The sequence below is a fragment of the Enterobacter sp. QK-SA4 genome, assembly GCF_056856775.1.
The window spans coordinates 1,966,456-1,992,499 of the sequence record NZ_JBXFXH010000007.1 but is presented as its reverse complement, the minus strand read 5'-3'; the positions used below and the strand labels follow the sequence as shown (position 1 = coordinate 1,992,499).

Below are 26,044 nucleotides of genomic sequence, written 5' to 3'. Positions count from 1 at the left end.
AGAAATGGGATTCAAATGCGGTATCGTCGGTCTGCCAAACGTGGGCAAATCCACCCTGTTTAACGCGCTTACCAAAGCGGGTATCGAAGCGGCGAACTTCCCGTTCTGTACCATCGAACCAAACACCGGCGTTGTGCCAATGCCGGACCCGCGTCTGGACCAGCTTGCGGAAATCGTGAAGCCGCAGCGCATTCTGCCAACCACCATGGAATTCGTGGACATCGCGGGCCTGGTAAAAGGCGCATCCAAAGGTGAAGGCCTGGGTAACCAGTTCCTGACCAACATTCGTGAAACCGAAGCGATCGGCCACGTTGTGCGCTGCTTCGAGAACGACAATATCATCCACGTTAACAACAAAGTGGATCCGGCTGACGACATCGACGTCATCAACACCGAGCTGGCGCTCTCTGACCTCGACACCTGCGAACGCGCGATTCACCGCGTGCAGAAGAAAGCCAAAGGCGGCGACAAGGACGCGAAAGCGGAACTGGCTGCGCTGGAAAAATGTCTGCCGCAGCTGGAAAACGCGGGCATGCTGCGCGCGCTGAAAAACCTGACTGAAGAAGACAAGGCGGCGATCAAATACCTGAGCTTCCTGACCCTGAAGCCAACCATGTACATCGCCAACGTTAACGAAGACGGTTTCGAGAACAACCCGTACCTGGACAAAGTGCGTGAAATCGCAGCGGCTGAAGGTTCTGTGGTTGTGGCGGTTTGCGCTGCCGTTGAATCCGACATCGCCGAGCTGGACGACGCTGACCGTGAAGAGTTCATGGCCGAGCTGGGTCTGGAAGAGCCGGGCCTGAACCGCGTGATCCGCGCAGGCTATGAGCTGCTGAACCTGCAGACCTACTTCACCGCTGGCGTGAAGGAAGTGCGTGCGTGGACGATTCCTGTAGGTGCGACTGCGCCTCAGGCGGCTGGTAAGATCCACACCGACTTCGAGAAAGGCTTTATTCGTGCGCAGACTATCGCGTTTGAAGACTTTATCACCTACAAGGGTGAGCAAGGCGCGAAAGAAGCAGGCAAGATGCGTGCGGAAGGGAAAGATTACATCGTTAAAGATGGCGATGTGATGAACTTCTTGTTTAACGTCTGAGTTGTTTTTAATGAAAAAAATCCACGCCCTGGCGTGGATTTTTTTATTGCGGGGTTAAAACACATTTTCTAATAGTTCTGTTTTCATGCTGGGTTCAAAGGGAATGATTTCAACAGTCGCAAGCTTTAACGTCTGAAAAGGATCCTCGCGTAAGCGCTCCTCAAGAGAGGCAAGACTCTCACATTTCGCGAGAATGACCCCACCGTTTCTTGGGCTCCGTCTACCGGACGCCAGAAAAATCCCCTCTGCATACCCCTTTTTTAGCCACTCAACATGAGCAGGTATCGCTGCATCGATTTCATCGATTTCATCGAGTGGTTTTATATAGGTCAAAATGACAATGTAAACCGTGGTCATCCTTTGCCTCTCAGCTAGGTTTTATACCTTTTGTTGGAACTGCTTATGCAGCTCCTCTTTTGTCCCCCGGTATTGTTATAACGTTTATGTGTATTTTAAACTTAATAAGCGGGTCCGGATTGGGACAACACGTTATGCATCATAGGAAAAAACCAATCATGCCAGCCGTTTTTTACCGCATAGCTACAGACAATGACGACTTCCCTTGGAAGAGTGAGTGTTAAGCAATAAAAAGTCCCTTTAGGAGGTGCAGACAAATATACTTTTTCACAGATTGCATGGAAGTTTGTCAAAACGGCTGATAACGGTTTTTTTTCATTTAATACAAGGACTAATTAACGTGTTGAATCTAACATTACATAGTATAAAAATGATATGCCGAAAGTATATTTTTACCCTTTAGCGATCACAACGCTCCTATAATCTGTTTCATTTTTTATCCAGAACATTTCATCTTGAGGTAACGATCCATCACTGCAGAAATCAACAAGTTCGCCGAACCAACCATCAGGAACATATTTGTGGTAATGCATACTCTCAACATATTCAGAATATAATCGCTTACTTTCAAAGTCTATAAATAAATCCGGCATTAGATCATAAATATCCCACCAGGTTGTTTTTTCTGACAGCCTATTGTAAAACGCCTCAGCTATATCATCCTTATCGTATAAATAACCATCTTTAATTAAGTTACCAATGAATATCTGTGCGTTTTTTTCATTTACTACTGGTATGTCATATCTTTCCTTATGGATATCCTGAAGGTTTATTTCCACCCCGTTTTTCACAAAATCGTCTATCCATTTAACTCTGTCCAAAACCCACATTTCTTTAAAGGCAACGAACCAATAAAATCTTCCTTCGTTCTTTACTATTACAAGGAGTTCATCATCTTTATTAACGTTCATATAGTAACCTATTTTACATTCCCCGAGCCTGGAATCGCTACTTCTTCAAGCCATTCTGCCCATATTGATGGTAATTCATACGATCTACCTGGCGTTGTCGGATCGACACGCTTAGGAGCTAACCCACCTTGATTTAACGGATTAGTACGATAACCGGCCTGAGGTATTGCACTTTCTTCTATGAAATCCGCCATCCACTTAGGAACTTTAAAGGAGACAATTTCTGCATTACCACCTCTAATATCAAGGAAATGCTGAGCATGCGAGCTATCTCCAATACTGATATTTAAGGTTCCACGTTGAATTTTTGGGTTATTAGCAGAATCTAATTTGATTCTGACCCGACTTGCATTTGGTGGAGTTCCCCCTTGAACCCTAAAGATAGACTCAGTTGCATAGGGATCCCCTCTCTTACATAGACCAAGCGGATCTATCCAACCTAATGGGTTAGGAGCATAGCTGTAAAGATTTAACCCACCATATAGCCCTATCGGGTCCTGCTGCGTAAACCTTCCGCAGTCCGGGTCATAATACCGGAACAGATTGTAGTGCAGCCCTGTCTCACGGTCCAGGTATTGCCCCTGCATGCGCAGGTTCTGAGAATATCCTGATACCTGCGTCTCGCTTTCACGCAGCAGCTTGCCCCAGGCACTGTTCACCCCCTCCCAGCGCACCTGCCCTTCACTATCCGTCATCCGCTCCGGCGTGCCGTTGGGCTGGCAGTGGAACCAGAAGATCTCTGGAGCATTAACGCCATCAATACGTGCCAGCGGATCGTAGCTGTCCTGGTCGCTGTAGACGTAGGTCAGCGGCACATCCCCGTGCACCTCCTGCAGCAGGCGGAACCCTTCCCAGACAAATCGGGTTGTGACCGGCTTGCCGGTTGGCTGTCCGCCCAGCATCTGGCGTCGCGTTTTGCTGATGCGGCGACCGAGCGGATCGTAGCGGAAGCTGACCTGCGTCTGCGGTTTATTGCGGTCCCGCGGCTGGCTGATGACCTCCGTCAGGCGATGTTCGCCGTCGTAGCGGTAGTGCCAGCGGGTCTGGCCGTTATCTTTCTCCACGGTGCGGCCGTGGATGTCATAGCGCCAGCGAATGCCGTTCAGCTGCGTCAGGTGGTTGTGCGTGACCTTCTCAGCAGATCCTTCGAGCGGGTTACCGGCAGCGTCCCAGCGCCACTGCTCCTGGCCGGGCAGCGTGCCGTCCTGAACGAGCAGGCGCCCGGCGCTGTCGTACTGCCAGCGGTACCAGCTGAAGGGGTTATCGTCCCGCTCTTCCCTCACCAGGTTATTGCGGTAGTCGTAATGCGAGCGGAGAGACCAGCGGCGCAGTGCTGGGGCGGAATGTAAAGATTACATCATTAAAAATTGCAATATGATGAACTTCTTTTTATGTTTAATTTCTTTTGAAAGAAAATATTCACGATTTGGTGTGGATTTTCCCAAAACATTGATCTAGTTTTAAAAAAACATTATAGCGTAAATATGCTATCACTTTCTTTATCCATGTCTAGGCTTCCTAACGCTCCAAGATCTAAAGAATAAATCTCATCAGAACCTTTGCGCAAATTTAAGAAGTACCCAAGATCACCATCTTGACCAATCAATAAAACGTCGGGCTCAACTTCTTGAATTGCATAGGTATTATTTCTTTCAAGTAAATCAAAACAATTGAAAACATAAAGTTGATCACCATTCGCTCGTTGAATTTCATACGAGTCAGTGTCCTTGACGTTCTCAATCATAAAGCGCTTATATTTAGAAGGTAAAGGCATGTGCATGAATTTTTCAATTTCATTTAACTGATCGATTAAATCTTGTTTTTCCATATCGGATTACCTATAAATTAATAAGTTATATATCAAAATAAACATTACTACTATTTAACTCTCTTAACTGGTCAAAATATTTATAAGAGTCACTAATCGATTTCCTAGCCTGCTGCTTTGGAACACCTGCATCAATCATTTCTTTGTAACTGATATGAAACTCTTGTTTCAATGTTGTATCCCAACCTCCCGGCAAAGCTCTACGAGTTCGTTGAGCAGAACTTATATTCGCGTGCGGACTGCCTGATGCGGACTTAAGTAACGTAGCAGGTGCAGTATTTCTCTGGTAACCGTTTATTCTTTTCTTAGCCCAAGCGTCCTGTATTGGGTGGTGACTTTGTACAAACCCATCATTTTTACTATTTGTATGACCCGATGCTCTGTTTACACCAGGCGAAAGATTACCATGTGGATCAACATCACCAGTTTTATATCCGTTCGGTGCTTTACATCTCGACAACCCCCACGGATCCACCCACCCCAGCGCATTCGGCGCATACTGGTAAAGGTTTATCCCCCCCGCCAGCCCTATCGGGTCCTGCTGCGTAAACCGTCCGCAGTCTGGGTCGTAATACCGGAACAGATTGTAGTGCAGCCCTGTCTCACGGTCCAGGTATTGCCCCTGCATGCGCAGGTTCTGAGGATATCCTGATACCTGCGTCTCGCTTTCACGCAGCAGCTTGCCCCAGGCACTGTTCACCCCCTCCCAGCGCACCTGCCCTTCACTATCCGTCATCCGCTCCGGCGTGCCGTTGGGCTGGCAGTGGAACCAGAAGATCTCCGGAGCATCCACGCCATCAATACGCGCCAGCGGATCGTAGCTGTCCTGGTCGCTGTAGACGTAGGTCAGCGGCACATCCCCGTGCACCTCCTGCAGCAGGCGGAACCCTTCCCAGACAAACCGGTTGGTGACCGGCTTGCCGGTTGGCTGTCCGCCCAGCATCTGGCGCCGCGTTTTGCTGATGCGGCGACCGAGCGGATCGTAGCGGAAGCTGACCTGCGTCTGCGGTTTGTTGCGATCCCGCGGCTGGCTGATGACCTCCGTCAGGCGATGTTCGCCGTCGTAGCGGTAGTGCCAGCGGGTCTGGCCGTTATCTTTCTCCACGGTGCGGCCGTGGATGTCATAGCGCCAGCGAATGCCGTTCAGCTGCGTCAGGTGGTTGTGCGTGACCTTCTCAGCAGATCCTTCGAGCGGGTTACCGGCAGCGTCCCAGCGCCACTGCTCCTGGCCGGGCAGCGTGCCGTCCTGAACGAGCAGGCGCCCGGCGCTGTCGTACTGCCAGCGGTACCAGCTGAACGGGTTATCGTCCCGCTCTTCCCTCACCAGGTTATTGTGGTAGTCGTAATCCCAGCGGCGGGACCAGCGGCGCGGCGACGGGCGCTGCGCATTGCCGGTAAAGACGTCCCGGCGATGCAGTCGCCCAAGACGATCGTATTCGCTGCGGGTGGTCAGCAGCCCCTGAGTGCGGCTGGTCTCCCGGTGGAGTTCGTCGCGGGTAAAGTCGGAGACCGACAGCCTATCAAGAGCAATGCTGAGCAGATGCCCGCTGCCGTAGTAGAACTGCTTCAGCTCGCGGCCGTCGGGAAGCGTGACGGAGGTGCGGTTGCCCAGCGCGTCATACTCCCAAGCCAGCTCGCCGAGCTCGCCCGCTTCGCGCGTCACGCGACCGAGCGCGTCATAGTCAAAGGCGAGCTCCTGCTCTGCCTCGGTGGTCCACGCGTCGGCTGCAAGCGCAGGATGCAGACCAATTCGGCTTAACAGTCCGGACGGCGTGTAGTGGTAGCGGGTCTGCCCCTCCGGCGTGGTGCGGGCGACCAGCTGGCCGCTCGCGCTCCAGGCGAAGGCGTGGGTGATGGCCTCCGGATGACCGGCGGCAAACGTGCGTGCTATCGTGCGTCCGCAGGCGTCATAGCGATACTGCGAGGCTACGCCATCCAGCCCCACCTCTTCCAGCAGCAGCGAGTCCGCGCCCCAGCGGAACTGATACGCTTCGCCGTTTTCGTTTTCCAGGGCAATCAGACGCCCGCGGCTGTCCCAGCGGCGACGGACCTCTTCACCCTGGGTATTACGGGTGGCGGTTAAGCGCCCCGCCTCATCGTATCTGAACTCACTCTCTTTCCCGTCGGCGCCCGCGTGCTTCACCGGCAGGCCACGTTCGTTCCATTTGAGCGATTCCGTCCAGCCTTCCGGACGGTCGAGCTGCACCGGGCGCCCCGCGGCGTCGTAGCGATATCGCGTCTCTTCCCCGTCGGCGCCAGTCTCGGCCACCAGCCAGCCCAGCGGGTGATAGCGGTAGCGGGTAATACGCCCGGAACAGTCCGTCGAACGAACGATCTGCCCGGCCTCGTTGTACTCCTGGTAGCGGCTGTTTCCGGCGGCATCAACCTCTTCAACGACCTGGCCGAACTCGTCCCGGCGCAGCTGCGTGGTCTGCCCCATCGGGTCCACCACGCGCTTAAGGCCGTGATGTTCGTCGTACCAGAACCGGGTGGTGCTGCCTTCGGCTTCAATTATGGCCGCAGGAAGCGCGCGGTGCTCCAGCCAGGTGGTAGTGCGGGTATTGCCGTCGGGGTCGATCTCCTGAACCCGGTTGCCCATGTCGTCGTAGACGAAGGTAACGGCATTGCCGAGCGGATCGATGCGACGCGTCAGAAGCTCGTTCTCGTCCCACTCGTAGAGCCAGTTTTCACCGCGCTCGTCAACGTAGCGGACAATCAGGTTTTGCGCGTTCCAGTAGTGGCGGCGCGTCTGGCCGTCGTAGTGCTCAACGGTCGTCAGCCCGGTGGCTAAATCGTAGCTAAAGCGGCACCCGTCGCCGGTGCTGGTGCGGTTTTCCACCACGCGCCAGTGATCGAATTTTTTCCAGCGGTATTCGCTCTCCAGACCGCCCGGCATCCGGTGCCAGACCATCAGCCCGTGCTCGTTATAGCGGTATTCACGCGTCACCACGCCGGAGGCGTCCGTCGCGCTCGCCAGCTGGCCGCGCGCGTCGTAGCCCCACTGCATCAGCGGCCATGTATGGCTGCCGTCGAAATGGCTGGCAGCGGTAACGCGCTGCGGGAAACGTTCATCGTCATAGCGCAGGGTGACGTCTATCGCCCGCGGCTCGTCGTGAAGACCAACCAGCCTGCCGTGCTCGTCCCACTCCGTCAGCAGCGCGTTGCCGTATTCATCGCTGAGGGAGGCCAGACGCAGGATAGATGGATTCGCCCGGGTCGGTTTATACAGACGCCACACCGCGCCGTCATCGTCGGCAATCGCCACGTCGCCGTTCTCATTGCGGCGGATGATAATGCCTTCGCTGATGCTGTAAAACGCGCGGTCGACAGGGGGCAGCTCGAAGCTCAGCTCGCGCCCGGTTTCGTCGAACCAGGTGGCGTTGTTGTCCTCCAGCGTGAGATAGCTGTCAAAGGTCGTTGCCCAACCCAGACCGAACAGCCCTTCCCGGGTGGTCAGACTGTTGTAGCTGCGCTGCCAGCGAAGCGGAAAGCGCCCCGGCAGCGAGAAGTCGAGCTCGTCGTCGTCATTCAGCACCTTCACGCCGGTGGCGGCGTGAACCGGGTGCGAGGAGCCAAACACGGCATTCACCGCCATATCGGCCAGCATCCCGCCGCCGGCTGCCGCCAGCGCGCAGGGCATGTTTTTCAGGATCTTGCCCGGACGCCCGCGCAGCAGGGAGAGCGCAATCATCCCCAGCGCCAGACCCGGCGTTTTACCGCTTTTGATATCGCGGACCGTGAGCGTGTCGCCGCCGATGATCACGTTCGGGGAGACGTCGTCAGAAACGGTGCCTTCGCAGGTGGTGCGATCTTTGGCACGCACCGCAGGCTGCCCGTTGATGAAGACGCTTTTAGAGCCTTCCGCCAGATACTGCGGTCCGGAGTGCTTTTCGCACGCCACCTTGTCTTCTTCCAGCGGCGAGGTTCCCGCGGCGGCAGAGGCCACGCTCGGCTGCCACATTTCGCTACCAAACTGACCGGCTGCGGATAGCAGCATGCCCGCGTAATCGGCAAAGCTGCCCGGCGACTGCGGCTCAGGAGACGGCGTATCGGCGGGCGTCAGCGTGCCTGCCGCGCGCGCGGCGGGGATTGCGTTGGTGAGAACGTTACTGGAACCGGTAGTGATTTTACCCGCAGGCGACGGCGGGAAAAGCGCATTGCCTAACCCCTCAGCGGCGTTGCTAATATCGTCGGTAATACCCGCCACGTTCGCCAGCACGCCACCGATAATCCCGCTTAACAGACAGCTGGATCCTATTGCCGCTACGCCCGCAGCGGCCGCCCCTGCGCCCAGCAATGGCGCTGCTACGGTTGCAGCTGCGCCTACCGCCGCGCCGATCACAGCATAGGCGGCACCTTCCGCCACAATGCTGGTGATGTCAGCAAAAATGCTGGAGTGAATAATCTCGTCGCCCTTACGGGCCGCGTTGTTATCGCTCATGCCTTACACATTCCGGTTGTCGTTTAGCGTCAGACTCTGCTTAAGCGCGCTCCAGCGCACCTCGTCCTCTTCGGTAAAGGCTCTGAGTGCCGAGAGGGTAAAAATCATCAATACCGGTTTGCCCGGCGTTTGAACGGCCAGCTGTTTTTGCCACAGGCGCTGCCCGTTACGGTCAAAGGTGGTCTCAACTTCCAGCCCGTTAATTTTTCCGTCAGGCCCGGCTTTTACGTTCCGGAATTCGCTCTGGGCAATTTCACCCATCTGAGGACGCAGCACATCCCACTGGCGGTGAAACTCTTGTTCGTAGTCGCTGCCATCGGGAATCACGCCGCGGCTGACCACCACGGACAGCCCGCTTTCGTCATCGCGAATAATATTCATGCTGTTATCCTGCCAGGCAGCAGGAAAAAGGGAAAACGAACCTTCCTGGAGGGTGTATTTCATAAGTGAACTCGGGATGATTAATATTGTGAGAAACAAAAAGGCCAATCCATGCTGGCCCTTTGGCTGGCTGTTTTATTATTTACGCCATTGACCTGACTGTTCGACTAAAACCTGGCTGCCTTTGCTGACAACCAATTTCGCGGGCTCATACGTCACGGTATAAACGATCTCGCCATTCTTGTACGTTGAGCCGATTATTTTACCTGCGGAATCGTGCAACGTTTTTCCCTTTAAGGAGATCGTACTGTTATCACTTTTGCGCACGCCGAGATAAACCATCTGGTCACATTCACCCTCGAAACGCCCGCACTTGTTTATCAGAGAGATAGTGAACTTTTCGGTGTCCAGTTTTCTGGTTTCAGCGTGATGAACCGAAGCGGCTTTACGTAACGTATAACTCAGCGGAGTATAATCATTTCCTTTTTGTGAAGGCGTTACCAGACGCCATTCCATTTCACTCTCCTTTATTGCCAGAACAGCACGTCCGCCTGGGCCGCCAAACGATGAGTTGAATTCAATATTGGCACGATTGCCAGCGATAGTACCGGTAAGATTACGCTCATCATCTTCCGGGCAATCTATGCGGTTTCCTTTCTGGGATATATAGCAATAAGACCCAGTGATACGGTTGCCTGATTCAGCTAACCGCATGGTTAACGTCGAGTCGCTCCCGGATTCTCCAGCCCACTCCCCGTCAAACGCGAGGCCTGATTGGCTGCTTTTTGCAAACTGCATCGTATTGAATCTGGCGGCCCATTGCTGAATATCGGCATGAATAACCGGGCTATTATCAGATGACCGATATTGTATAACGTCCGACTCCGGAACCACCCAGGCCGCAAAGATTTTGCCGTCAGGATTGATGACCAGCGCTGACGCATTCTCCTGGTAGAGATCCTTTAGCCAGCCTTCAACAAACAATCCGCCGCCTGCCGCGGTATGCGGTTCACCGAAGACATCAAAGTTATCAATAAAGGTCTGGTAATGATTTCCCAGCAGCGTCCTGAGACTGTCTGTCACTTCGCTGTCGTTAACGATGCGGCTAACCGTATCGAGCTTATTGTATTGCGATAATTCAAGCGCCGATGACGTTTCAACAACGCCTGTCAATAAAGCGGTGAACAATACGGCTGCCAGATACTTTTTGGTCATAAATTATTCTGAAGAGCCATTGTTGTAATTCATGGTTATTTTCAAAACGTTGCCGTCTTTCATCTCAAACGAGAGCGCTTTTTTACCCAACTCGTAGGTAATCCACTGTTCCCCCGAATCATTGTCGACCTAACCGGTACCGTATGCGCTGTTCAATTCCTCTCTCGTTGAACCCACATGGATACCACGCGGCGTTGCGAAGCCTTCGGCAGTCACCGTAATTTGAGACACGATATAATCATCAACGCTTCTTTCCGCTTTATCCCACCAGAGATTAGAACTGAATATTTCTAACCCAGCCCTTTGATGCTGGAAGAATTTATAATTAGTTCCGTCAAAAGGAACCTCACCGGTAAAACTGCCTTCCACCGGCACGTCAAATTTAAGCGCGATATTAGAAGCCCATCTGTCGCCCAGGGAGATGGACTGGTCTTTGACCTTCACGGAAAAATCCTGTTTTGTCAGAACGGGCGGCATAGCCTCTGCCAAAACCACAATACTACTCAGACAACTAAACATCAGGGAAAAACAAAGAAATATAGGCGTGTGTTTTTTCACGTTTATCGTCACTAACTTGATGTAAATTACGCTTTTCACGAATACTGCAAACCGGCAGCGAAATACCCGTGCCGGCATGAAAACACAACACTTATTAACGATCGTAACGCGACATAACGACTCTATTTAGGCATTCCTGGTTCATTACCGGAAAACTAAATGCCCATGCAAGTCCTCTCTCATCAGCAACGGTTCGGTATCCAACTGATTGTCCTGCGGTATTCCCACGAGGAATGTTAGAAATTTTAACATCAGGGAAATGAGTTTTGACTTGTTCGAGCGTAATGCAAGGCTGTTCGATTACAAACGAGACAAGTGAAACACTATTATCTCCGTTTCCCCATAAACGAACATCTAAATCGCTGATACGTGTTCCATCAGATAATGTGAATGGAACTGACGTATAACGGTCTTTCACTTCTGGATTTTTTTGGACCAGTGGTTGATGGAAAAGTTTACTGACATCCTCGGTCTGTTTTCCCCAGACTGTTTTGAGTTCTTTAACAATATGCCATAACGAATCTTGGTTCATGTTTGTTTGTCCTGCGTAAGAAAAAGATGAAAATAGTGGGAGCAAAAAGAGGATGGTATTTTTTGTCATTCTACTTACCATAGAAACCCCCGTAATAATCGCTGTAATTGAGATCGGTACCCGAAGCTATTTCGCCTTTACCGTAGACTTTACCTATAGCTTTTGCAGCGTCAACCCGCGACAGCTCTCCATTTACCATTTTATCATAGGCTGCATTGTAAGCTTTGAGATTTTCCGGGCTTCCTGCTATATCAATATCAATACCGCCATTTCCCAGAATTTCACGCTGTATTTTGATATTATTCAAGGTTGCACCACCTTCATCCATAAGCTGGCTGTTAACGAAATTTTCTTTACTAGAATAGTCCGCTGCAACAGGATATGTTGCATGCCCTGCTTCATGAGCCAGTGTTTGTACTGTATTGGCCGTGTCTTCCATGTGTTCGGGATCCATAACGATCAGTTTATTATCCGAATCAGTATAACTTCCCCCTCCAGTCGCACCTGGTTGAATCGCCCATCCCTTGTCTTTCAAATCTTTTAGCTGAGTTTGAAGGGTCGGTGACTTGTTGATTTGTTTAACAACATCATCATTGAAAGGCATAACGTCTGAGCTATTCGGATTATTTTTATAAACATAATTCCCTTTCAAAGGCGGGGCTGTTGTTGACGCCGAAGCTGGAGCAGGTTTCGATTGGCCTGCTGCTGGAGCCGCAGCAGGGGCAGGACGACTAGCGCTCTCTTGCGGTGAAAACTTCGCCTGCACCGCCGCATTAATATCCCCTTTATGCCCTGATCCCGGCGCCGTTGTGCCCGGCTTGGTGCCAGAGGTATTCAGATGCAGCTTACCGCCCGTGGTGATATAACCATCCCCTTCCACGAAGAAGTTAAACTCTTTGCCGATGAGGTTAATCTTGCCGTTAGCATTCAGCTCAATGGCACTCTCACCGGAGACCAGCCGCAGCTTCGTCCCGGAAGCAATAACGTACTGCTCCACCGCCGCGTCCAGCTTGCCTTTCCCCGTCAGGATCTCGGTTCCACCTTTCACGGCCTGAGTCTGGTTCGCTTCCACGCGATGCAGCTCGTTTTTCTTCACGTAATGGCTGCGCGCCCCGCCGACGCTGTGCGTTTCATCGTTCTTAACGCTGGTGTCCATATTCCGCTCGGCCTGGATCCACACCTGCTCTGCGCCCGCCTTGTCCTCAAACCGCAGGGCGTTGGCATTGTCGACGGAACCGTCTTTCGTGCGGCTCATAAAGCCCATCTGCGTCGCCGCCGCCGGCAGCGCCCACGGCGGCATGCTCGCGTCGTTGTACACGCGCCCGGTGATAATCGGACGGTCCGGGTCGCCGTTGATAAAGTCCACCACCACCTCGTCTCCGACGCGCGGGATTTGCACCCCGCCGTAGCCCTGGCCCGCCCACGCGCTCGACACGCGCACCCAGCAGGAGCTGGTGTCATCGCCCTTCGCCAGCCGATCCCAGTGGAACTTCACCTTCACGCGACCGTATTTGTCCGTCCAGATACTCTCGCCGTTCGGCCCCACCACCTTCGCGGTCTGCGGGCCGTAGGTGCGCGGCCACGCCGTGGTCTGCGCCGGACGGTACACCACCGCCGACGGGATGACCGTAAAATCGGTGCGGTGAATGGTTTCCCCCTCGCCGCTGGCGTAGCGGTTCTCTTCGAAGTGATAGCCCGCCGCCGTCACCAGATACTCGCCGTTGTCGCTGAAGAACGGCGCGTTAGTTAAGGTGAAGGTGTGGCCCGGCGCAATCCCCGCCGCCGTGGCGGTGGCCTGAATCTGCTGATGCTCAACCTGCCAGCGCTCCTGGCGGATACGGGCATAAAACTCCCCGTGGCCTTTGTCCACAAAGCGCCCCGGCCAGTCGTACACGTCAATGCTGCCCGGCTTCGGCGACGCCGGGTTCTGCTGGGCCTGGAACAGCCACGCGTTCGGCTTGCGGAAGTCATAGTCGTCGAGGCTGTAAATCCCCGGCGTCACGCTGTCCTCCAGCGCCCACTGGCTGATGCCCTCTTCGTCCGTACTGCCGCCGGACGGCGTCTGGTGGTAAGGAATGACCTCATAGCCGCTGAACGGCTGATGCTGGGTGGCGGCATCGGTCAGTACCAGGGTGTGTTTGTCGGCCTCGTGGCTGAAGTGATAGGCAATCCCCTCCAGCTCCATCAGGCGGCTGATGAAGTCCAGGCTCGACTCCTGATACTGCACGCAGTAGTCCCACACCCGGTAGCTGCCGGTGAGTTTATCCTCAACGTTGACCTGATGCTCACCCAGCAGGGTTTTGACAATCTGCGGCACCGTCTGCCCCTGGAAGATACGCAGGTTACGGTCGCGCTTCATCGGCCACAGGTCCGGCTCCACCGTCATCTGGTACACCGCATAGCGGGTGCCCGTCAGTTCGACGGCGCTGACCGCCACGCGGGTAATCTTGCCGTTAATATAGCGGGACGTCAGCAGGTTCTGCGTCGGGATGGTCACCGTGACCGGCTGGCCCAGCAGCTTACTGCGGTCGATGCGCGCGTCCGTGCCGAGCACGGTCAGCGTCAGCGCGAACGACTCGGACATCGCCTCGCGGCCCGTCAGTTTCCAGAACAGAAGCCCCTCCACCGGGAGCTGAACGGTAATTCGGTTGAGCATAATCTTTATTCCATCTAGCTTATGCGATGCAGAAAAGAGGTTCGCATCTGTGACTGAACGTAATTCTAAGGGTTCACCAGCCAGGTGCCCGGTTTGGTGATATCCAGCGTCTGGCCACGCGTTCTTCCGTTGCCCTGCAGTTCAATCTTCACCTCACCGGCCGGCAGCTTGAGCGATGCATAGCCGTTGGTCGCCGGACGCAGCGCTTTTGGCTCGCCGTTCACTTTCAGCGTTTCGCCGTCGAGGATGCGGATATAGACCAGCGCAACAGGGCTCTCGACAGGCGGCGGAGTCTGCTGGGCCGTCGCCTGCTCGTTAACCTTCGCCGTTTCCGGCTTCACATCCGGCGTGTTAGCGGCGGTTTCAGTCGGACGCGTCTCTGCCGGTGGCTGTGCAGCCTGCTCGGGAGCATCATTACCGCTGCTGAACAGCATCGCCCCGGCGACAACGCCCACCAGCACGCCTGCGGCAACCATGCCCGGGATCTTATAGCGACGCCAGTCGAGCAGCGAAGCCGGCTGTTCCTCCTCCACCGGTACCAGCATCGTGCCGGGCTTTTTCGCCGTCAGCACGTCGTTGATACCGGCGACCGGCATCTCAATCAGCGCGGCGAACTCGTCGATGGACTGCGGACGGTCCTCCATGTGCAGCGCCAGCGCGCGGTCGATGGCCTGGAGCAGCGGAATGGAATAGCCCTGCGGCATGATTTCCACCAGCGGTTTGCAGGTATCCTGAATTGAGCGCACCACGCTGACCGGCGGCGGAGAGCCCACAATCAGGGTACGCAGCACCGCGCCGAGGGCGTAAATATCCGTCCACGGGCCCTGCTCGCTTTCGTTGTCGTCGGTGTACTGCTCGATCGGCGCAAAGCCCGGGCGCAGCATGGTTTCCGTTTCGTCGGAGAGGTTACCGATGGTGCGGCGCGCGGAGCCGAAATCAAGCAGCACCGGCAGGCCGTTATCCTGAATCTGAATGTTATCCAGAGAGATGTCGCGGTGCAGATAGCCTTCGTTGTGGATGGTCTTGATCGCACCGAACAGCATCGGCAGCGTGCGGCGGATCCAGGCCTCGTTGATCAGCTCCGGCTTTTCCTCACGCAGGCGCGAAAGCGTGGTGCCGCTGTAAAACAGCGTCCCCATGTAGGCCGTGTCGTTTTGCACCCAGAAACGCAGGACGTGCAGCAGGTTCGGGTGGTTAAAGCGCGCCAGCAGACGGGCTTCCTGAATAAAGCTGTTCAGGCCCGCGGAAAATGCTTTGCCAAAGCGCTCGCTGCGCAGCACCAGGGTCATATCGTCGCCGCGCACGGCGAGCGAGGAAGGCATAAATTCTTTGATAGCGATAGTGCGTTCGAGCTGGTGATCCCACGCGCGATAGACGATGCCAAAACCGCCGCCGCCGATCACCTCTTTGATTTCAAACTCGTTGAAGCGGTACCCGACCGGGAGCGCGTTTGGGACAGTCCGATTGTTATCATTATCCGTCATCTTTTACAGTTCTCTTGATGATTATTACGCGGCAAACTGACAGTGAAACTCGCCCTGCTCGCAGGTGACGTGCAGACGTCGGTACTGCTCGTCGCTGCGGCTGGCGGTAAGTAAGATCTGGCTCATCTGAGGCAGCAGGGTGTTGGTCAGAATAGCATCCACCATGCGGCCGCCGGACTCCACCTCGGTACAGCGCTGAACAATCTGTTCCACCACGCTGTCGTCAAACTCAGAAATAATGCTGTGATTCTCTTCCAGACGACGCTGAATGCGCCTGAGCTGCAGGCGAACAATCTGCCCCAGCATCTCGTCGCTGAGCGGGTAGTACGGCACCACCAGAAGGCGGCCCAGCAGCGCCGGTGGGAAGACCTCCAGCAGCGGCTGGCGCAGGGCGCCGCTTAACGCGTCAGGCTCCGGCATCAGCTCCGGATCGGCGCACATGGCGCTAATCAGGTCGGTGCCGACGTTGGAGGTCAGGATAATAATGGTGTTACGGAAATCGATGTGGCGCCCCTCGCCGTCTTCCATCCAGCCTTTATCAAAGACCTGGAAGAAGATCTCGTGGACGTCCGGGTGCGCTTTTTCAATTTCGTCCAGCAGCACCACGCTGTACGGACGGCGGCGGACGGCCTCGGTCAACACGCCACCTTCACCATACCCTACGTACCCCGGAGGCGCACCTTTTAAGGTGGAAACGGTGTGCGCTTCCTGGAACTCGCTCATGTTGATGGTGATAACGTTCTGCTCGCCGCCGTACAGAGACTCGGCGAGCGCCAGCGCGGTTTCAGTTTTACCAACCCCGGACGGGCCGCACAGCATAAAGACGCCCACCGGTTTGTTGGGATCGTCCAGCTTCGCACGCGAGGTTTTCACGCGGCGGGCAATGAGGTCCAGACCATGACGCTGGCCGATAACGCGCTGGTTCAGCGTGTCGGCGAGGTTGAGCACCGCGTCGATCTCATTTTTCACCATCCGGCCCAGCGGGATCCCGGTCCAGTCAGAGACCACCGCGGCAACGACGTTTTCATCCACCGCCGCAAACAGCAGCGGCTCATCGCCCTGCAGGGCGTTCAGCGCCTGCTGCCGTTCCGCCAGCTGGCCGCGCAGCTCGGTGCTATCCTCATCGCCCGCCGCGAACAGCGCCGCGCGCAGGCGAATAATCTCCTGCACCAGGCTGCGCTCTTCTTCCCAGCGCAGGGCCAGGGCTTCGCGTTTTGTTTCATACGCGTCGCGTTCGGCGAGTAAAGCGGTCACGCGATCGGCGTCACCGGCTCCCACGCGCGCTTCGCGCTCAGCGATTTCAATTTCCACGTCCACCGCGGCAAGGAGGCGCAGGCAGTCTTCCAGCTGCGCGGGCGGCGCGCTCTGGCTGACCGCGACGCGGGCGCAGGCGGTGTCGAGCAGCGCAACGGCTTTGTCCGGCAGCTGACGCGCCGGGATGTAACGATGCGACAGCTTCACCGCTGCGCTGACCGCTTCGTCGAGCAGCAGGACCTGGTGATGCGTCTCCAGCGGCGACACGGTGCTGCGCAGCATCAGAATGGCTTTCGCTTCGTCCGGCTCGTGGACCTGCACCGTCTGGAAACGACGGGTCAGCGCCGGGTCTTTCTCGATGTACTTTTTGTATTCCGCCCAGGTGGTAGCGCCGATGGTGCGCAGCTGTCCGCGCGCCAGGGCAGGCTTCAGCAGGTTCGCCGCATCGCCGGTCCCCTGCTGGCCGCCTGCGCCAATCAGGGTGTGGATCTCATCGATAAACAGAACGATCGGCGTGGCGCTGGACTGGACTTCATTAATGAGCGCCTGCAGACGGGCCTCGAACTCGCCTTTCATGCCTGCGCCAGCCTGCAGCATGCCGATATCCAGCAGCCACAGCTGAATATTTTGCAGCGGCTCCGGAACGTCGCCGTCGGCGATACGCAGCGCCAGCCCTTCCACCACCGCCGTTTTCCCGACCCCGGCTTCCCCGGTCAGCAGCGGGTTGTTCTGGCGGCGACGCATCAGGATATCCACCATCTGGCGGATCTCCTCGTCGCGCCCGACAACCGGGTCAATCTTCCCTTCGCGGGCGCGGGCCGTCAGGTCCTGGCCGTACTGGGCCAGAGTCCCCTGCGCCGCCGGTACCGTACCCGCCGGTGCGTCTGCGGCGGCAGCGGCCTGCTGCGTCTCTTTGCTGTTGGCGCAGATAGCGTCGAACTGCTCAATCAGCACCTCGACGTTAAGGCGGGTGAACTGCGACGAGATGCTTTTCAGCACGTTAGCCAGGTTCCAGGTTTTAAGCATGCCGATCAGCAAATGGCCGCCGCGAATACGGCTGACGCCAAACTTCAGCGATCCAAACACCCAGGCGCGCTCCACGGCGCTATCGATATGTTCAGAAAGATCGGAAACGGAACTGGCGCCACGCGGAAGGACGTCCAGCGCGGCCACGATATCGCGCGTCAGCTGCTGTTCATCAAGGGCAAAGTGGCGGATGACCTGCTGCAGATCGCCATCCTGCTGCTGCATCAGCTGATGCAGCCAGTGCACCAGCTCAACGTACGGGTTGCCGCGCAGCTTGCAGAACGCAGTGGCGCTTTCCAGAGAGGTAAATAACAGCGTATCCAGTTTGCCGAAAAGCACGGCACGGCTAATTTCTGACATGTTAGTTTCCATTAACAATGATTCGGTATACGGAAGGATTACCGCTCTGCGCGATACACCAGATCGCCACGCGGGACAGGCTGCGGCTGAAGGCCCAGCCAGGTGTTATAGCCTAATCGCCCATTGCTGCCGAGCGTGGTGCCCTGCACCGCGTCTTCACGCAGGATCACCCGCGTTTCCCATTCAAACTCCACCCCGGCGTACTGACGCACCCAGTCGCGCAGTTCGGTGACCCAGGCTTCACCCGGCAGAAAACGGTTGTACTCCTCCGCGCTTAGCGGGCCAATTTCGATGCGAAACTTGTGCTGCACGTCGCGGACGGCGACGCCGAGAAACGCGGACTCCCCCATGCGCGGCATGCGGCGTCGTGCTCCCAGCTGCGCCTGCTCGCGCTCGGAAAGCGGCATCCACTGCGGCACGTTGCTCACCAGCTTAACCGGCGCTTTAAAATAGTTGCGCAGGATCTTCTCCAGCCCCTCCGGATCCCGCCCGTGACGGGTCAGGTGTCCGGCGTGGGTAAATCGCGCATGCGAGCTCAGGCTGCCTTTGTTCATCTGCCCCGGCTGGCCCATGCCAATCAGCGATGCCAGATACCCCTCAAAGCGCCTGTTGTCTGCGCGGTCCAGAGAGACGGTCGGCTGCGCATCCGCCCAGGCGCGGTAAAACAGCAGCGCAAGGCGGTGATGGAACAGATCGGCAAACGCGCTGAGGCTGGTGTCCTGATGATGATAAATACGCTCGCGGGCGTATTCGGTCATGTGGACCGGCAGCGGGCCGTTCGGGCCAAACAGGCCGAAGCTGAGGATAGACACCTCATGCAGCCCGCTTTCTTCGCGCTGGCGTACCTGAGCCAGCGTCGACGGCGCAAAACTCATCGACGGCTGCTGGCCGATGCGCAGCGGCTCAAATTTCGGCAGCGGCGCGCGTCCCAGCGGGTAGCGCTCGCCGCCCTGGGCATCAATGCGCCTTAACAGCTGAAACAGATCGTAGCGCCAGGGCGTCTCGCGAACCCCTTGCCAGAACGCGTCCGGCAGCCGGGTCAGGCGATGCACGCGCAGCGGTGCAGTGGCAGCGTCACTCATATCAGCGCCCTTTTACCCATGCGCGGCGCCCAGTAGCCAATCTCGCCGCGCTGCTGACTTTTCAGGGTGAACTCCGTAAAGCTGTTGATTGACACCAGGCGGGCAAAGAGGCGCTCCATCACGCTGCCGAAAAGCCACGGGCTGGCGCCGGAAAAGGCTCGCTCATCCACCGTCAGGGTGATGCCGATCCCGCGGGCGAAAACGACCGGGCCGGGTTCAGGCACGCGGCGGTGAACCGGCTCCAGCACGCAGTGGCGTACCCCCTCCACCTGACGCGCAACGGGCGTTTCTGCCAGGTTGGCGTACAGCCCTAACAGCTGGCGCAGCGCGGCCGCGCCGTCTTCGTTTTCGCTGTCCATCAGGCTGAGGTAGTTCATCTGCAGCTGGCTGATGAGTCGCCAGGTGCTGAACCCTTCCGCCAGCGCCGGGCGCGGCGGCGTCGGGCCTTTGCGCAGGGTGAGGGATTTCACCGGCATGGAGTCGGCCATAATGAACTGCCCGAGCTCCTGCTGCAGCATCAGCGGCAGGTCGCGGCTGGTGCACAGCACCTCGGCAGAGATATAGCGCAGGTTTTCCTGCCACGGGGCGTGCTGTTCATCCACCAGCGAAACAAACACCTCTGAACCGATATAGCCGGTACGGGTGCCGTAGCGCAGGGCGTGCTCGGACAGCACGCGCTGTTCGCGGCGCAGGGAAAAATAGGCCCCGTAGTTGCCCGCATCGCCGCTCCAGGTACTCCAGAAAGGACGAAACGTCTGGTCATCGCGCTGGCCGTCCGCGCTGCCATAGATTTTTTTGACCGCGTAAATTTCATAATCCAGAGGACGAATGTTATCGACCACCAGATGGTATTCATGCTGGCCTTCATTCAGCTTCTGACGCGCCGCGACCTTTGGGAAAAGGTTGATGACCGGGGTACAGTGCAGCGCCAGATGGCTGGCATCGACCACGCGCTCCAGCTGTTCATCCGACTTATCCAGCAGAATGAAGATGTCGAAGGCTTTTTCGCCTTCACAGCGTTCGATAAGCGTGCCCAGACCGCTCAGGCTGATGAAGCGGAAGCGGGCCGGAAAGGCGAAATACTCCTGCAGCAGGCGGTAGCCGTCAAAGTTGCGCAGATCGTCGGGAAGCAGAGCCTGGTCAGGCTCAAAGCCCTCCTGGCGCAGCGCGTCCGAGGCCAGCAGCTGTCGCTGCGGCTGCGGGCTGACCGTCTGGCAGACGATCCCGGCGTGGTGCTCCATCACCAGCTCCAGCAGCTTCAGCGCTTCAATATCCGGACCGCCGAGGAAAAATTCCAGGCGGTCGAAATCCAGGTGTCCGAGGTTTTGCGGGCCGTCGCAGGCGATGCGGATCCTTAAGGCGCTGCCGATCTGCCGCTGGCTCAGCCCCAGCTGCGCCAGCGGCAGATCGGCGGGCACGCCGCCCAGCTCGACCTTGTCGATTTTCAGCGGCAGCAGGTTGACCTCGTGCGCCGTGGTATAGCTGCAGGTCACGCCGGTTTTTTTCAGCGCCAGGCTGTCCATCATTGTGCCGCGCGGCACAATGAAGCCCTTGCTCAGATCGCCCCGGCTGCTGTCGGGCTCAATCTCCGCGATCGCCATCGACGGCGTGGGCGCGAGATAGTTAGGCGCAATCATCTCCAGCAGACGCTGGGAGAAGCGCGGAAACTCCGCGTCCATTTTCATCTGCACGCGGGAGGTCAGGAAGGCGAAGCCCTCCATCAGACGTTCGGTATACGGGTCCGCCACTTCGATGCCGCGCATGCCCAGCCGTCCGGCGACTTTTGGGTAGCGTTCGGCAAACTCGGCCCCCATTTCGCGCAGATAGGCCAGCTCGCGGTTGTAATATTCGAGCAGTTTACTTTCCATGATTACCCCGCATCTTTCAGTTCAAAATGGCCGTTTTCCAGATCGACATCGGTACGAAACAGAAACTCCAGCGGGTACGGCACACACCACAGACGCCCTTTGATCTCGATGGAGAGCACATTGTGCAGATCCAGCGAGGAGGTATCCGACACGCAGCGGACCTGCAGCCCCTGCGGCAAAATGCGCGGCTCAAAATTGATGATGGCCTCGGTGAGCTTGCGTTGAATGTCGTGCCATTCGATATCCGACATCCTTTTCCCGGCCAGCGGCGCGACGCCGAAGTTGACCACCGAGCGCTTCACGTGCGGCAAGGCGCTCAAGTCGCCGGAGGCATCGTGGTTGATGGTGTTAAACAGCCACTGCAGATCGCGCAGGACGTTGCGGCGCAGGGCGGCGTGGGTGATCAGATTGCTGTTGGCCGACTCGCGTTTTTTTTCCGGGTCGTTATCGGTGAGACGATCCAGCAGCGAGGGCTGCATTTTGTCACGCGCCCCCACCTTCTCCTGCCTGCTGCGGGCTTGCCAGCCGCTGCGCAGCAGATCGCCTTCGCCAGCGGGATTACTCATCGGCTCCATCCGTCGCAAACGTCACGAGGCTTAATGACAGCAGCGGGTATTCGCTTTGCTCGCTCAGCCAGGCTTTCTGGCCCCTGCCTTCGTAAAGGGTGCCGTCTTCGTCGAGCGGCTGCCATTCGGTGGTGCGGCCCAGCCTGACCGCATCGGTGGCATCGGCAGCAAACGGGTAACGCGCCGGGATCTGACACACCTGCTCCGTACCGTCGGTCAGGCGCACCAGGGCGTGACGCCAGACCAGATCGGTCACGCTGGCGGGCGCCTGGAAACGGATCTCCGCGATGGCGCTGAACGGCAGCCAGAAATAACGGCCGTTCACGATGGTTTCGCAGACCGGGCCGAGACGGGCATCGCCGTCCATCAGCCACTCGAAAGCCTGCGTCTCCTCGTTTTCGAGTGTGATGTGACCCGCAGTGGCCTGCGCCTGTTCGAGGGCTTCAAGACGCAGTTCCCGGGCGCGCTCGCCCTCCTCGCTCAGCGCCGCGGCCAGGGTCGTCAGCCACGGCCACTGGGTTTCAGGCATAGCCGGACGCGCCTGTCCCGCCATCACCTGCGCGCGCTGCAGTTCGCCCTGAATGGATTGCTCCAGCAGCGTGACGGTGGGCTTCGCCTGAGGCTTCAGCGCCAGCCAGCTTTTCAGCTGGGTCAGCGCGCGCGTCCAGTTGCCGCTGAGGGTTAAAAACTGCACGAACGCGGCGCGGAGGTCGGCATCTGCCGGACGGGCTTTGATTTCAGCTTCAAGGCGCGCCAGCGCGTCGCTGAGCGACTCGCCCGCCAGGTGTTGATAGAGCGTATTCATAGACACTCCTTAATTCGCCGCGCGCCATGCGCCAACGGCCGGATCGCGCAGCTGAGGACGCAGGGTGTCAATCAGCACGATATTCAGCGGCGTGCCGGGTGCGACCCAGGCGCTCCAGGTTTTTTTCACCGCCGCAATACGCGCCTGCAGTTTTGCATCATCGCTGGCAATTTCACGGGAGATCTCCACCGCTACGGTGCCGTTGCTTTTCCAGCTGTTCAGGGCGCTATCGTAAGGCAGGATCATCCAGCTCTGGTCGCTGTCTGGGGTGCTGAATACCATGCGCTCTTTGTTGACGGAGGTGATCAGCGCGTTTTCAGGATCGGCGCTTTGATTCAGACCCGCCACCGGGAAGCCATGGATGTAGGTCACCGCCATCTCTTTCTGTCCGCCGTTGCGGGACTGCGAAACCACGGTGTGTCCGCTCAGCCAGCTGCCGTTACCGCAGCGGGTGGTGTCAGAATCCGGAATAAAGAGCGCCGGAGCGGAAGCGCCCCCTTCCCAGAAGGTGCGCAGGTGGCAGCCGTCCTGCAGGGTAAATTCCTGCCACGGCGTGCGGTCAGCCGCGACGGTGCGGGAAGCCACGTTCTGGTCCGGCGGCAGCAGAGCGCCGCTGGCTGGGGTTGCGGTGACGGTCGCAGCAGGCGCGGCCTGCTCCTGTTTCACCACCAGCGCCCAGTCCTGCGCTTTGCCTGCCGTACCCTGCGCCAGCGTGGTACCCGCCGGATCGTTGAGCGTCCAGCTAAGCTTATTCACTTTGCTGCACTGGTGTTCCAGCAGGGAGCCAAGACGCGGCACAAAATTCTCCAGCACGGAGACGTCTTTCTTACCATTCGCCACAATGCGCAGCGCCACCTCAGGCTTACACCAGCTCTGCGGCGTGTTGTCTTTAATGTTGTCGATCCAGATATCCAGCTTCTGCGCAGGAGACTGCACGATGCGGAAATTCTCAGCCTGCGCGGTGGAGGTGACCGCCAGAAGTGCCAAACCCGATAGCCAAAGTTTCATATCGTTCCTTGTGTGTCTAATCAGTTCCGCAGGGAAGAAATTGTGCTGCGTCAGAGAGGGTGTGCAGCAAAGTGGTGTCCTGAGGGTTGCCCATCCATACCGCCAGGGCAGTATAGTTATCCTGAGCATTCCCCTCCTGTTCGCCATTCTTTTGAATGATTTGGTTCATTAAGGTCAGCCACTCCTGCGGCGTATTGACCATATGCAGCGACTGCTTCATTTGCTCTTCGCTAACGCCGTGCCAGAACCCGTCGGTGCAGAGTAAGAATGCATCGCCGTCTTCAACCTGCACCACGTCGCTGTAGCTCGCTTCCGGCCCGCCGTTTTCAATCCCCAGCGCGAGGTACAGCAGATTGCTGTTGAGATCGTCGGTCTGGTGCCCGGCGTCTTTCATCTGCTGCACCAGGCTGTGGTCGGTGGTCACATGCCACAGCCATCCCCGGCGAAACAGGTACAGGCGGCTGTCTCCGGCGTGCGCCCAGTAGGCCAGACCGTAATCACGGTCAATGAACAGGCTGACCAGCGTCGTGCCCATCCGGCGATAGTCCTGAACGGCCTGCTGTTCGCTGAGGATGGTGCGGTTCGCCGTCTGCACGTAGTCGCGGATATGCTGCGCATTAAGATGTTTGTCGCCATCGAAGCGGGAGATAATGCTGTTGCGGGCCAGCTCTGCAGCCACCTCACCGCCCGGCAGGCCCGCGATGCCGTCGCAGACGACAAAGCAGGCTGAACGTTCCCCTATGGTTTCTCCCGTCTGATCCTGGTTGCTGGCGCGCGTCCCCTGGCGGGAGAGAGAAGCCGTTGCGATATTCATTTGTCTTCCGATCCGCTCTGTGAGTCTTTGTACTGATTCACCTCCATGTCGTAGGCATGAAGGAAGGCTTCGCCGAACAGGGTGTGGAAGTCATCCTCTATTTCGCCCGCCGTCTCGCCATAGCTGCGAACAAAATAGTCCCACAGGGCGGCTTTGCGGCTGCCCGGCAGCGCCAGACGAGAGGTCATCCCGTTCTGCTTCGCCTGCTCTTCCAGCTGTTCCGGGTTAAAGGACTGCAGCATCGCGGCAATGATGGCGCGGATACCGGAGATCATGCCCAGCTGGTGCGCCTGCAGATCGATAAGCGCGTCGCGCACGGATTTGGTCGGCGGCATAAAGCCCGGCATCGGGGTGCCGAACATCTGGATCAGCACGGTTTTGCCGGTCGGCAACAGCTTGAACGGGTTGTTGGCATCGTCCAGCACCATGGTCATATCGGCCTTCACGCCACGCTTGAGAATGGAACGCGAGGAGAGCAGCGCCACGGTCCCCTGAGAGAACATACCGAGGATTTGCCCGAGCTGACGCATATTTTCCCGGTCAAACTGCGGGATGGGCTGCATTTCGCTCAGACCCATGCCTTCCAGCAGCGCCTCCAGCAGCTCGCCCTGCAGCACTTCGCCCTTCTCACCGCTGTTCGCCGTAGCGGTTGGGGCGGCGGCGTTATTGACCGGGTCGATGCGCAGACGGCCCTTCGGGGCCTGAGCGCTGCTGCGCGCAACGGCCTGTGGCGTAGGCATGGTGAAGCCTGCGTAATCCGGTCGCGCGGGCTCTTCTTCAGCACGCGGTTCTTCCTGCGGCTCAGGGGCGAACAGCGGAGAATCGGCCAGCACGTCCTCTTCCTGCTCGGGTTCCGGCACTGGCGCAGGCTTTTCGGCAAGAATGTCATCCGGATGGGTTAACGGCGCGCCGCCCATCAGCCCGAGCGGGTCGTCATTACGCGCGGCTGGCGCGCTGGCCTTACCGCCAAACAGGGCCAGCGGATCGAGTTCGTCCGTCGCCTCGTCTTCTGGCTTGACGGGGGTCGTCTCGCCCGGCGGCACCAGCGTTGACGGGGTGACGTCGTCAAAAATACTCTCTTTTTTGAACAACGCTTCGTCGCTGAACAGCGTGTCCGGGTCAACGTTCTTACGCTCGAGCTTTGGATCGCTGTCGTTGAACATCGCCAGCGGATCTTCAGCGTTACGCTCCGGGGCCGAAGGCTGGGAGAACGGATCGTGCGATGCAGCAGGCTGCGGTTTTGTACGGTTGCTGGAGATGCTGTCGGAGATGGAGAACTCCTGCATCAGGCTATCCCAGATCTCCGTTGGCACGGCGGTTGGCTCGGCCTTCCCGCGCGGTGCGGCGCTCGCCGGCTTCGGTTGCGCAGCGGGCGCGGGTGCGGCTGCCGGACGCGCCTGCTGATGCATGCTGGCCGCCATACGGCTCACGGGCTGCGTATCGTGGATCAGTTCGGACACTTCGATACGGTAGTCATCAATACCGAGAATGTCGCCATCCTGCAGCTCAACCTGACGCCCTCGCTCCAGCGGAATGTCATTTAATACCACGCGGGTGACGCTGCCACGGTTGGTCACGCGGCATTCGCCCTGGGCGTCAACGTGAACAATCGCCTGCAGACGAGAGATGGTGCGGTCATTGTCCGGCAACACCAGATTGTTATCCGTACCGCGCCCAATGGTGCCGCCCGGGGCGTAAAAATCACAGCTGCTTTGCGGCGGCTGATGACCGGGTTTCGTAGAAATAATCGTGAATCGCATGGCGTATTCCTGCTGGTATGATTAGCGCTCAAACGCTGC

Annotated in this window: 19 protein-coding genes and 1 pseudogene; 1 reads left to right on the top strand and 19 read right to left on the bottom strand. The window is 57.4% G+C overall.

Translation table 11 applies throughout. From position 1 onward, the window contains the following. The first annotated feature begins 4 nt into the window (after positions 1 to 4). Positions 5 to 1,099, top strand: coding sequence for a redox-regulated ATPase YchF (gene ychF / locus AC1VYI_RS11030; RefSeq protein ID WP_010432886.1), 1,095 nt, complete (start codon positions 5 to 7; stop codon positions 1,097 to 1,099). Between the two features lie 54 nt (positions 1,100 to 1,153). Here ychF and AC1VYI_RS11025 read toward each other — a convergent pair whose 3' ends face one another. The 19 genes and pseudogenes from AC1VYI_RS11025 to tagH all read right to left on the bottom strand — a co-directional run bounded on the left by AC1VYI_RS11025 (position 1,154) and on the right by tagH (position 26,005). Further along, a complete protein-coding gene (locus tag AC1VYI_RS11025; protein ID WP_482881034.1) occupies positions 1,154 to 1,456 on the bottom strand; it encodes a YciI family protein in 303 nt (100 codons plus the stop codon). Positions 1,457 to 1,848: 392 nt separating this feature from the next. Further along, positions 1,849 to 2,367, bottom strand: a complete 519-nt coding sequence (locus AC1VYI_RS11020; protein ID WP_039263596.1) for a hypothetical protein — start codon at positions 2,365 to 2,367, stop codon at positions 1,849 to 1,851. Positions 2,368 to 2,777: 410 nt separating this feature from the next. Continuing rightward, a pseudogene (locus AC1VYI_RS11015) lies at positions 2,778 to 3,704 on the bottom strand (RHS repeat domain-containing protein); the annotation flags it as partial. A gap of 134 nt (positions 3,705 to 3,838) precedes the next feature. Continuing rightward, a complete protein-coding gene (locus tag AC1VYI_RS11010) occupies positions 3,839 to 4,195 on the bottom strand; it encodes an SMI1/KNR4 family protein (RefSeq protein ID WP_045355831.1) in 357 nt (118 codons plus the stop codon). A 25-nt stretch (positions 4,196 to 4,220) separates the two neighbouring features. Continuing rightward, positions 4,221 to 8,636 carry an RHS repeat-associated core domain-containing protein gene (locus AC1VYI_RS11005; RefSeq protein ID WP_158513734.1) on the bottom strand — a complete coding sequence of 1,472 codons (4,416 nt, stop codon included), beginning with the start codon at positions 8,634 to 8,636 and terminating at the stop codon, positions 4,221 to 4,223. 3 nt (positions 8,637 to 8,639) lie between these two features. Next, positions 8,640 to 9,080: a DcrB-related protein gene (locus tag AC1VYI_RS11000; RefSeq protein ID WP_023330599.1), complete on the bottom strand. Its 441-nt coding sequence runs from the start codon at positions 9,078 to 9,080 to the stop codon at positions 8,640 to 8,642. A gap of 75 nt (positions 9,081 to 9,155) precedes the next feature. Then, entirely contained in the window at positions 9,156 to 10,232 is a 1,077-nt protein-coding gene (locus AC1VYI_RS10995; protein ID WP_134866090.1) for a hypothetical protein, read from the bottom strand. Positions 10,233 to 10,361: 129 nt separating this feature from the next. Then, entirely contained in the window at positions 10,362 to 10,829 is a 468-nt protein-coding gene (locus AC1VYI_RS10990; RefSeq protein ID WP_482881012.1) for a hypothetical protein, read from the bottom strand. Positions 10,830 to 10,884: 55 nt separating this feature from the next. Next, the gene (locus AC1VYI_RS10985) at positions 10,885 to 11,391 is read right to left on the bottom strand and encodes a hypothetical protein (RefSeq protein WP_223825968.1); all 507 of its coding nucleotides are present in this window, start codon (positions 11,389 to 11,391) and stop codon (positions 10,885 to 10,887) included. 1 nt (position 11,392) lies between these two features. After that, the gene (locus AC1VYI_RS10980; protein WP_134866089.1) at positions 11,393 to 13,978 is read right to left on the bottom strand and encodes a type VI secretion system Vgr family protein; all 2,586 of its coding nucleotides are present in this window, start codon (positions 13,976 to 13,978) and stop codon (positions 11,393 to 11,395) included. Between the two features lie 65 nt (positions 13,979 to 14,043). Then, on the bottom strand, positions 14,044 to 15,462 hold the full coding sequence (locus AC1VYI_RS10975) for a serine/threonine protein kinase (RefSeq protein WP_047741747.1): 1,419 nt from the start codon (positions 15,460 to 15,462) through the stop codon (positions 14,044 to 14,046). 24 nt (positions 15,463 to 15,486) lie between these two features. Beyond that, complete coding sequence (gene tssH / locus AC1VYI_RS10970; RefSeq protein ID WP_134866088.1) at positions 15,487 to 18,102, bottom strand: type VI secretion system ATPase TssH; 2,616 nt, start codon at positions 18,100 to 18,102, stop codon at positions 15,487 to 15,489. Between the two features lie 38 nt (positions 18,103 to 18,140). Next, a complete protein-coding gene (tssG, locus tag AC1VYI_RS10965; protein ID WP_047741745.1) occupies positions 18,141 to 19,184 on the bottom strand; it encodes a type VI secretion system baseplate subunit TssG in 1,044 nt (347 codons plus the stop codon). Next, positions 19,181 to 21,052 (bottom strand): type VI secretion system baseplate subunit TssF, encoded by a 1,872-nt coding sequence (tssF, locus tag AC1VYI_RS10960; protein ID WP_023312147.1) that lies wholly within the window; start codon positions 21,050 to 21,052, stop codon positions 19,181 to 19,183. Before tssF ends, tssG begins: the two co-directional genes overlap by 4 nt. A gap of 2 nt (positions 21,053 to 21,054) precedes the next feature. Then, complete coding sequence (tssE, locus tag AC1VYI_RS10955) at positions 21,055 to 21,618, bottom strand: type VI secretion system baseplate subunit TssE (protein WP_023312148.1); 564 nt, start codon at positions 21,616 to 21,618, stop codon at positions 21,055 to 21,057. After that, the gene (locus AC1VYI_RS10950) at positions 21,611 to 22,423 is read right to left on the bottom strand and encodes a type VI secretion system accessory protein TagJ (protein ID WP_045404288.1); all 813 of its coding nucleotides are present in this window, start codon (positions 22,421 to 22,423) and stop codon (positions 21,611 to 21,613) included. Before AC1VYI_RS10950 ends, tssE begins: the two co-directional genes overlap by 8 nt. Positions 22,424 to 22,432: 9 nt before the next feature. Further along, positions 22,433 to 23,431 (bottom strand): hypothetical protein, encoded by a 999-nt coding sequence (locus AC1VYI_RS10945; RefSeq protein WP_047173189.1) that lies wholly within the window; start codon positions 23,429 to 23,431, stop codon positions 22,433 to 22,435. A 16-nt stretch (positions 23,432 to 23,447) separates the two neighbouring features. Continuing rightward, positions 23,448 to 24,245, bottom strand: a complete 798-nt coding sequence (locus AC1VYI_RS10940; RefSeq protein ID WP_023336024.1) for a PP2C family protein-serine/threonine phosphatase — start codon at positions 24,243 to 24,245, stop codon at positions 23,448 to 23,450. After that, entirely contained in the window at positions 24,242 to 26,005 is a 1,764-nt protein-coding gene (gene tagH / locus AC1VYI_RS10935) for a type VI secretion system-associated FHA domain protein TagH (protein ID WP_482880972.1), read from the bottom strand. Before tagH ends, AC1VYI_RS10940 begins: the two co-directional genes overlap by 4 nt. Between the last annotated feature and the right edge of the window lie 39 nt (positions 26,006 to 26,044).

Excerpts from the sequence above, each read along its gene's own strand:
- ychF (WP_010432886.1), top strand. The coding sequence starts at position 5 with ATGGGATTCAAATGCGGTATCGTCGGTCTGCCAAACGTGGGCAAATCC.
- AC1VYI_RS11025 (WP_482881034.1), bottom strand. The coding sequence starts at position 1,456 with ATGACCACGGTTTACATTGTCATTTTGACCTATATAAAACCACTCGAT.
- AC1VYI_RS11020 (WP_039263596.1), bottom strand. The coding sequence starts at position 2,367 with ATGAACGTTAATAAAGATGATGAACTCCTTGTAATAGTAAAGAACGAA.
- AC1VYI_RS11010 (WP_045355831.1), bottom strand. The coding sequence starts at position 4,195 with ATGGAAAAACAAGATTTAATCGATCAGTTAAATGAAATTGAAAAATTC.
- AC1VYI_RS11005 (WP_158513734.1), bottom strand. The coding sequence starts at position 8,636 with ATGAGCGATAACAACGCGGCCCGTAAGGGCGACGAGATTATTCACTCC.
- AC1VYI_RS11000 (WP_023330599.1), bottom strand. The coding sequence starts at position 9,080 with ATGAAATACACCCTCCAGGAAGGTTCGTTTTCCCTTTTTCCTGCTGCC.
- AC1VYI_RS10995 (WP_134866090.1), bottom strand. The coding sequence starts at position 10,232 with ATGACCAAAAAGTATCTGGCAGCCGTATTGTTCACCGCTTTATTGACA.
- AC1VYI_RS10985 (WP_223825968.1), bottom strand. The coding sequence starts at position 11,391 with ATGACAAAAAATACCATCCTCTTTTTGCTCCCACTATTTTCATCTTTT.
- AC1VYI_RS10980 (WP_134866089.1), bottom strand. The coding sequence starts at position 13,978 with ATGCTCAACCGAATTACCGTTCAGCTCCCGGTGGAGGGGCTTCTGTTC.
- AC1VYI_RS10975 (WP_047741747.1), bottom strand. The coding sequence starts at position 15,462 with ATGACGGATAATGATAACAATCGGACTGTCCCAAACGCGCTCCCGGTC.
- tssH (WP_134866088.1), bottom strand. The coding sequence starts at position 18,102 with ATGTCAGAAATTAGCCGTGCCGTGCTTTTCGGCAAACTGGATACGCTG.
- tssG (WP_047741745.1), bottom strand. The coding sequence starts at position 19,184 with ATGAGTGACGCTGCCACTGCACCGCTGCGCGTGCATCGCCTGACCCGG.
- tssF (WP_023312147.1), bottom strand. The coding sequence starts at position 21,052 with ATGGAAAGTAAACTGCTCGAATATTACAACCGCGAGCTGGCCTATCTG.
- tssE (WP_023312148.1), bottom strand. The coding sequence starts at position 21,618 with ATGAGTAATCCCGCTGGCGAAGGCGATCTGCTGCGCAGCGGCTGGCAA.
- AC1VYI_RS10950 (WP_045404288.1), bottom strand. The coding sequence starts at position 22,423 with ATGAATACGCTCTATCAACACCTGGCGGGCGAGTCGCTCAGCGACGCG.
- AC1VYI_RS10945 (WP_047173189.1), bottom strand. The coding sequence starts at position 23,431 with ATGAAACTTTGGCTATCGGGTTTGGCACTTCTGGCGGTCACCTCCACC.
- AC1VYI_RS10940 (WP_023336024.1), bottom strand. The coding sequence starts at position 24,245 with ATGAATATCGCAACGGCTTCTCTCTCCCGCCAGGGGACGCGCGCCAGC.
- tagH (WP_482880972.1), bottom strand. The coding sequence starts at position 26,005 with ATGCGATTCACGATTATTTCTACGAAACCCGGTCATCAGCCGCCGCAA.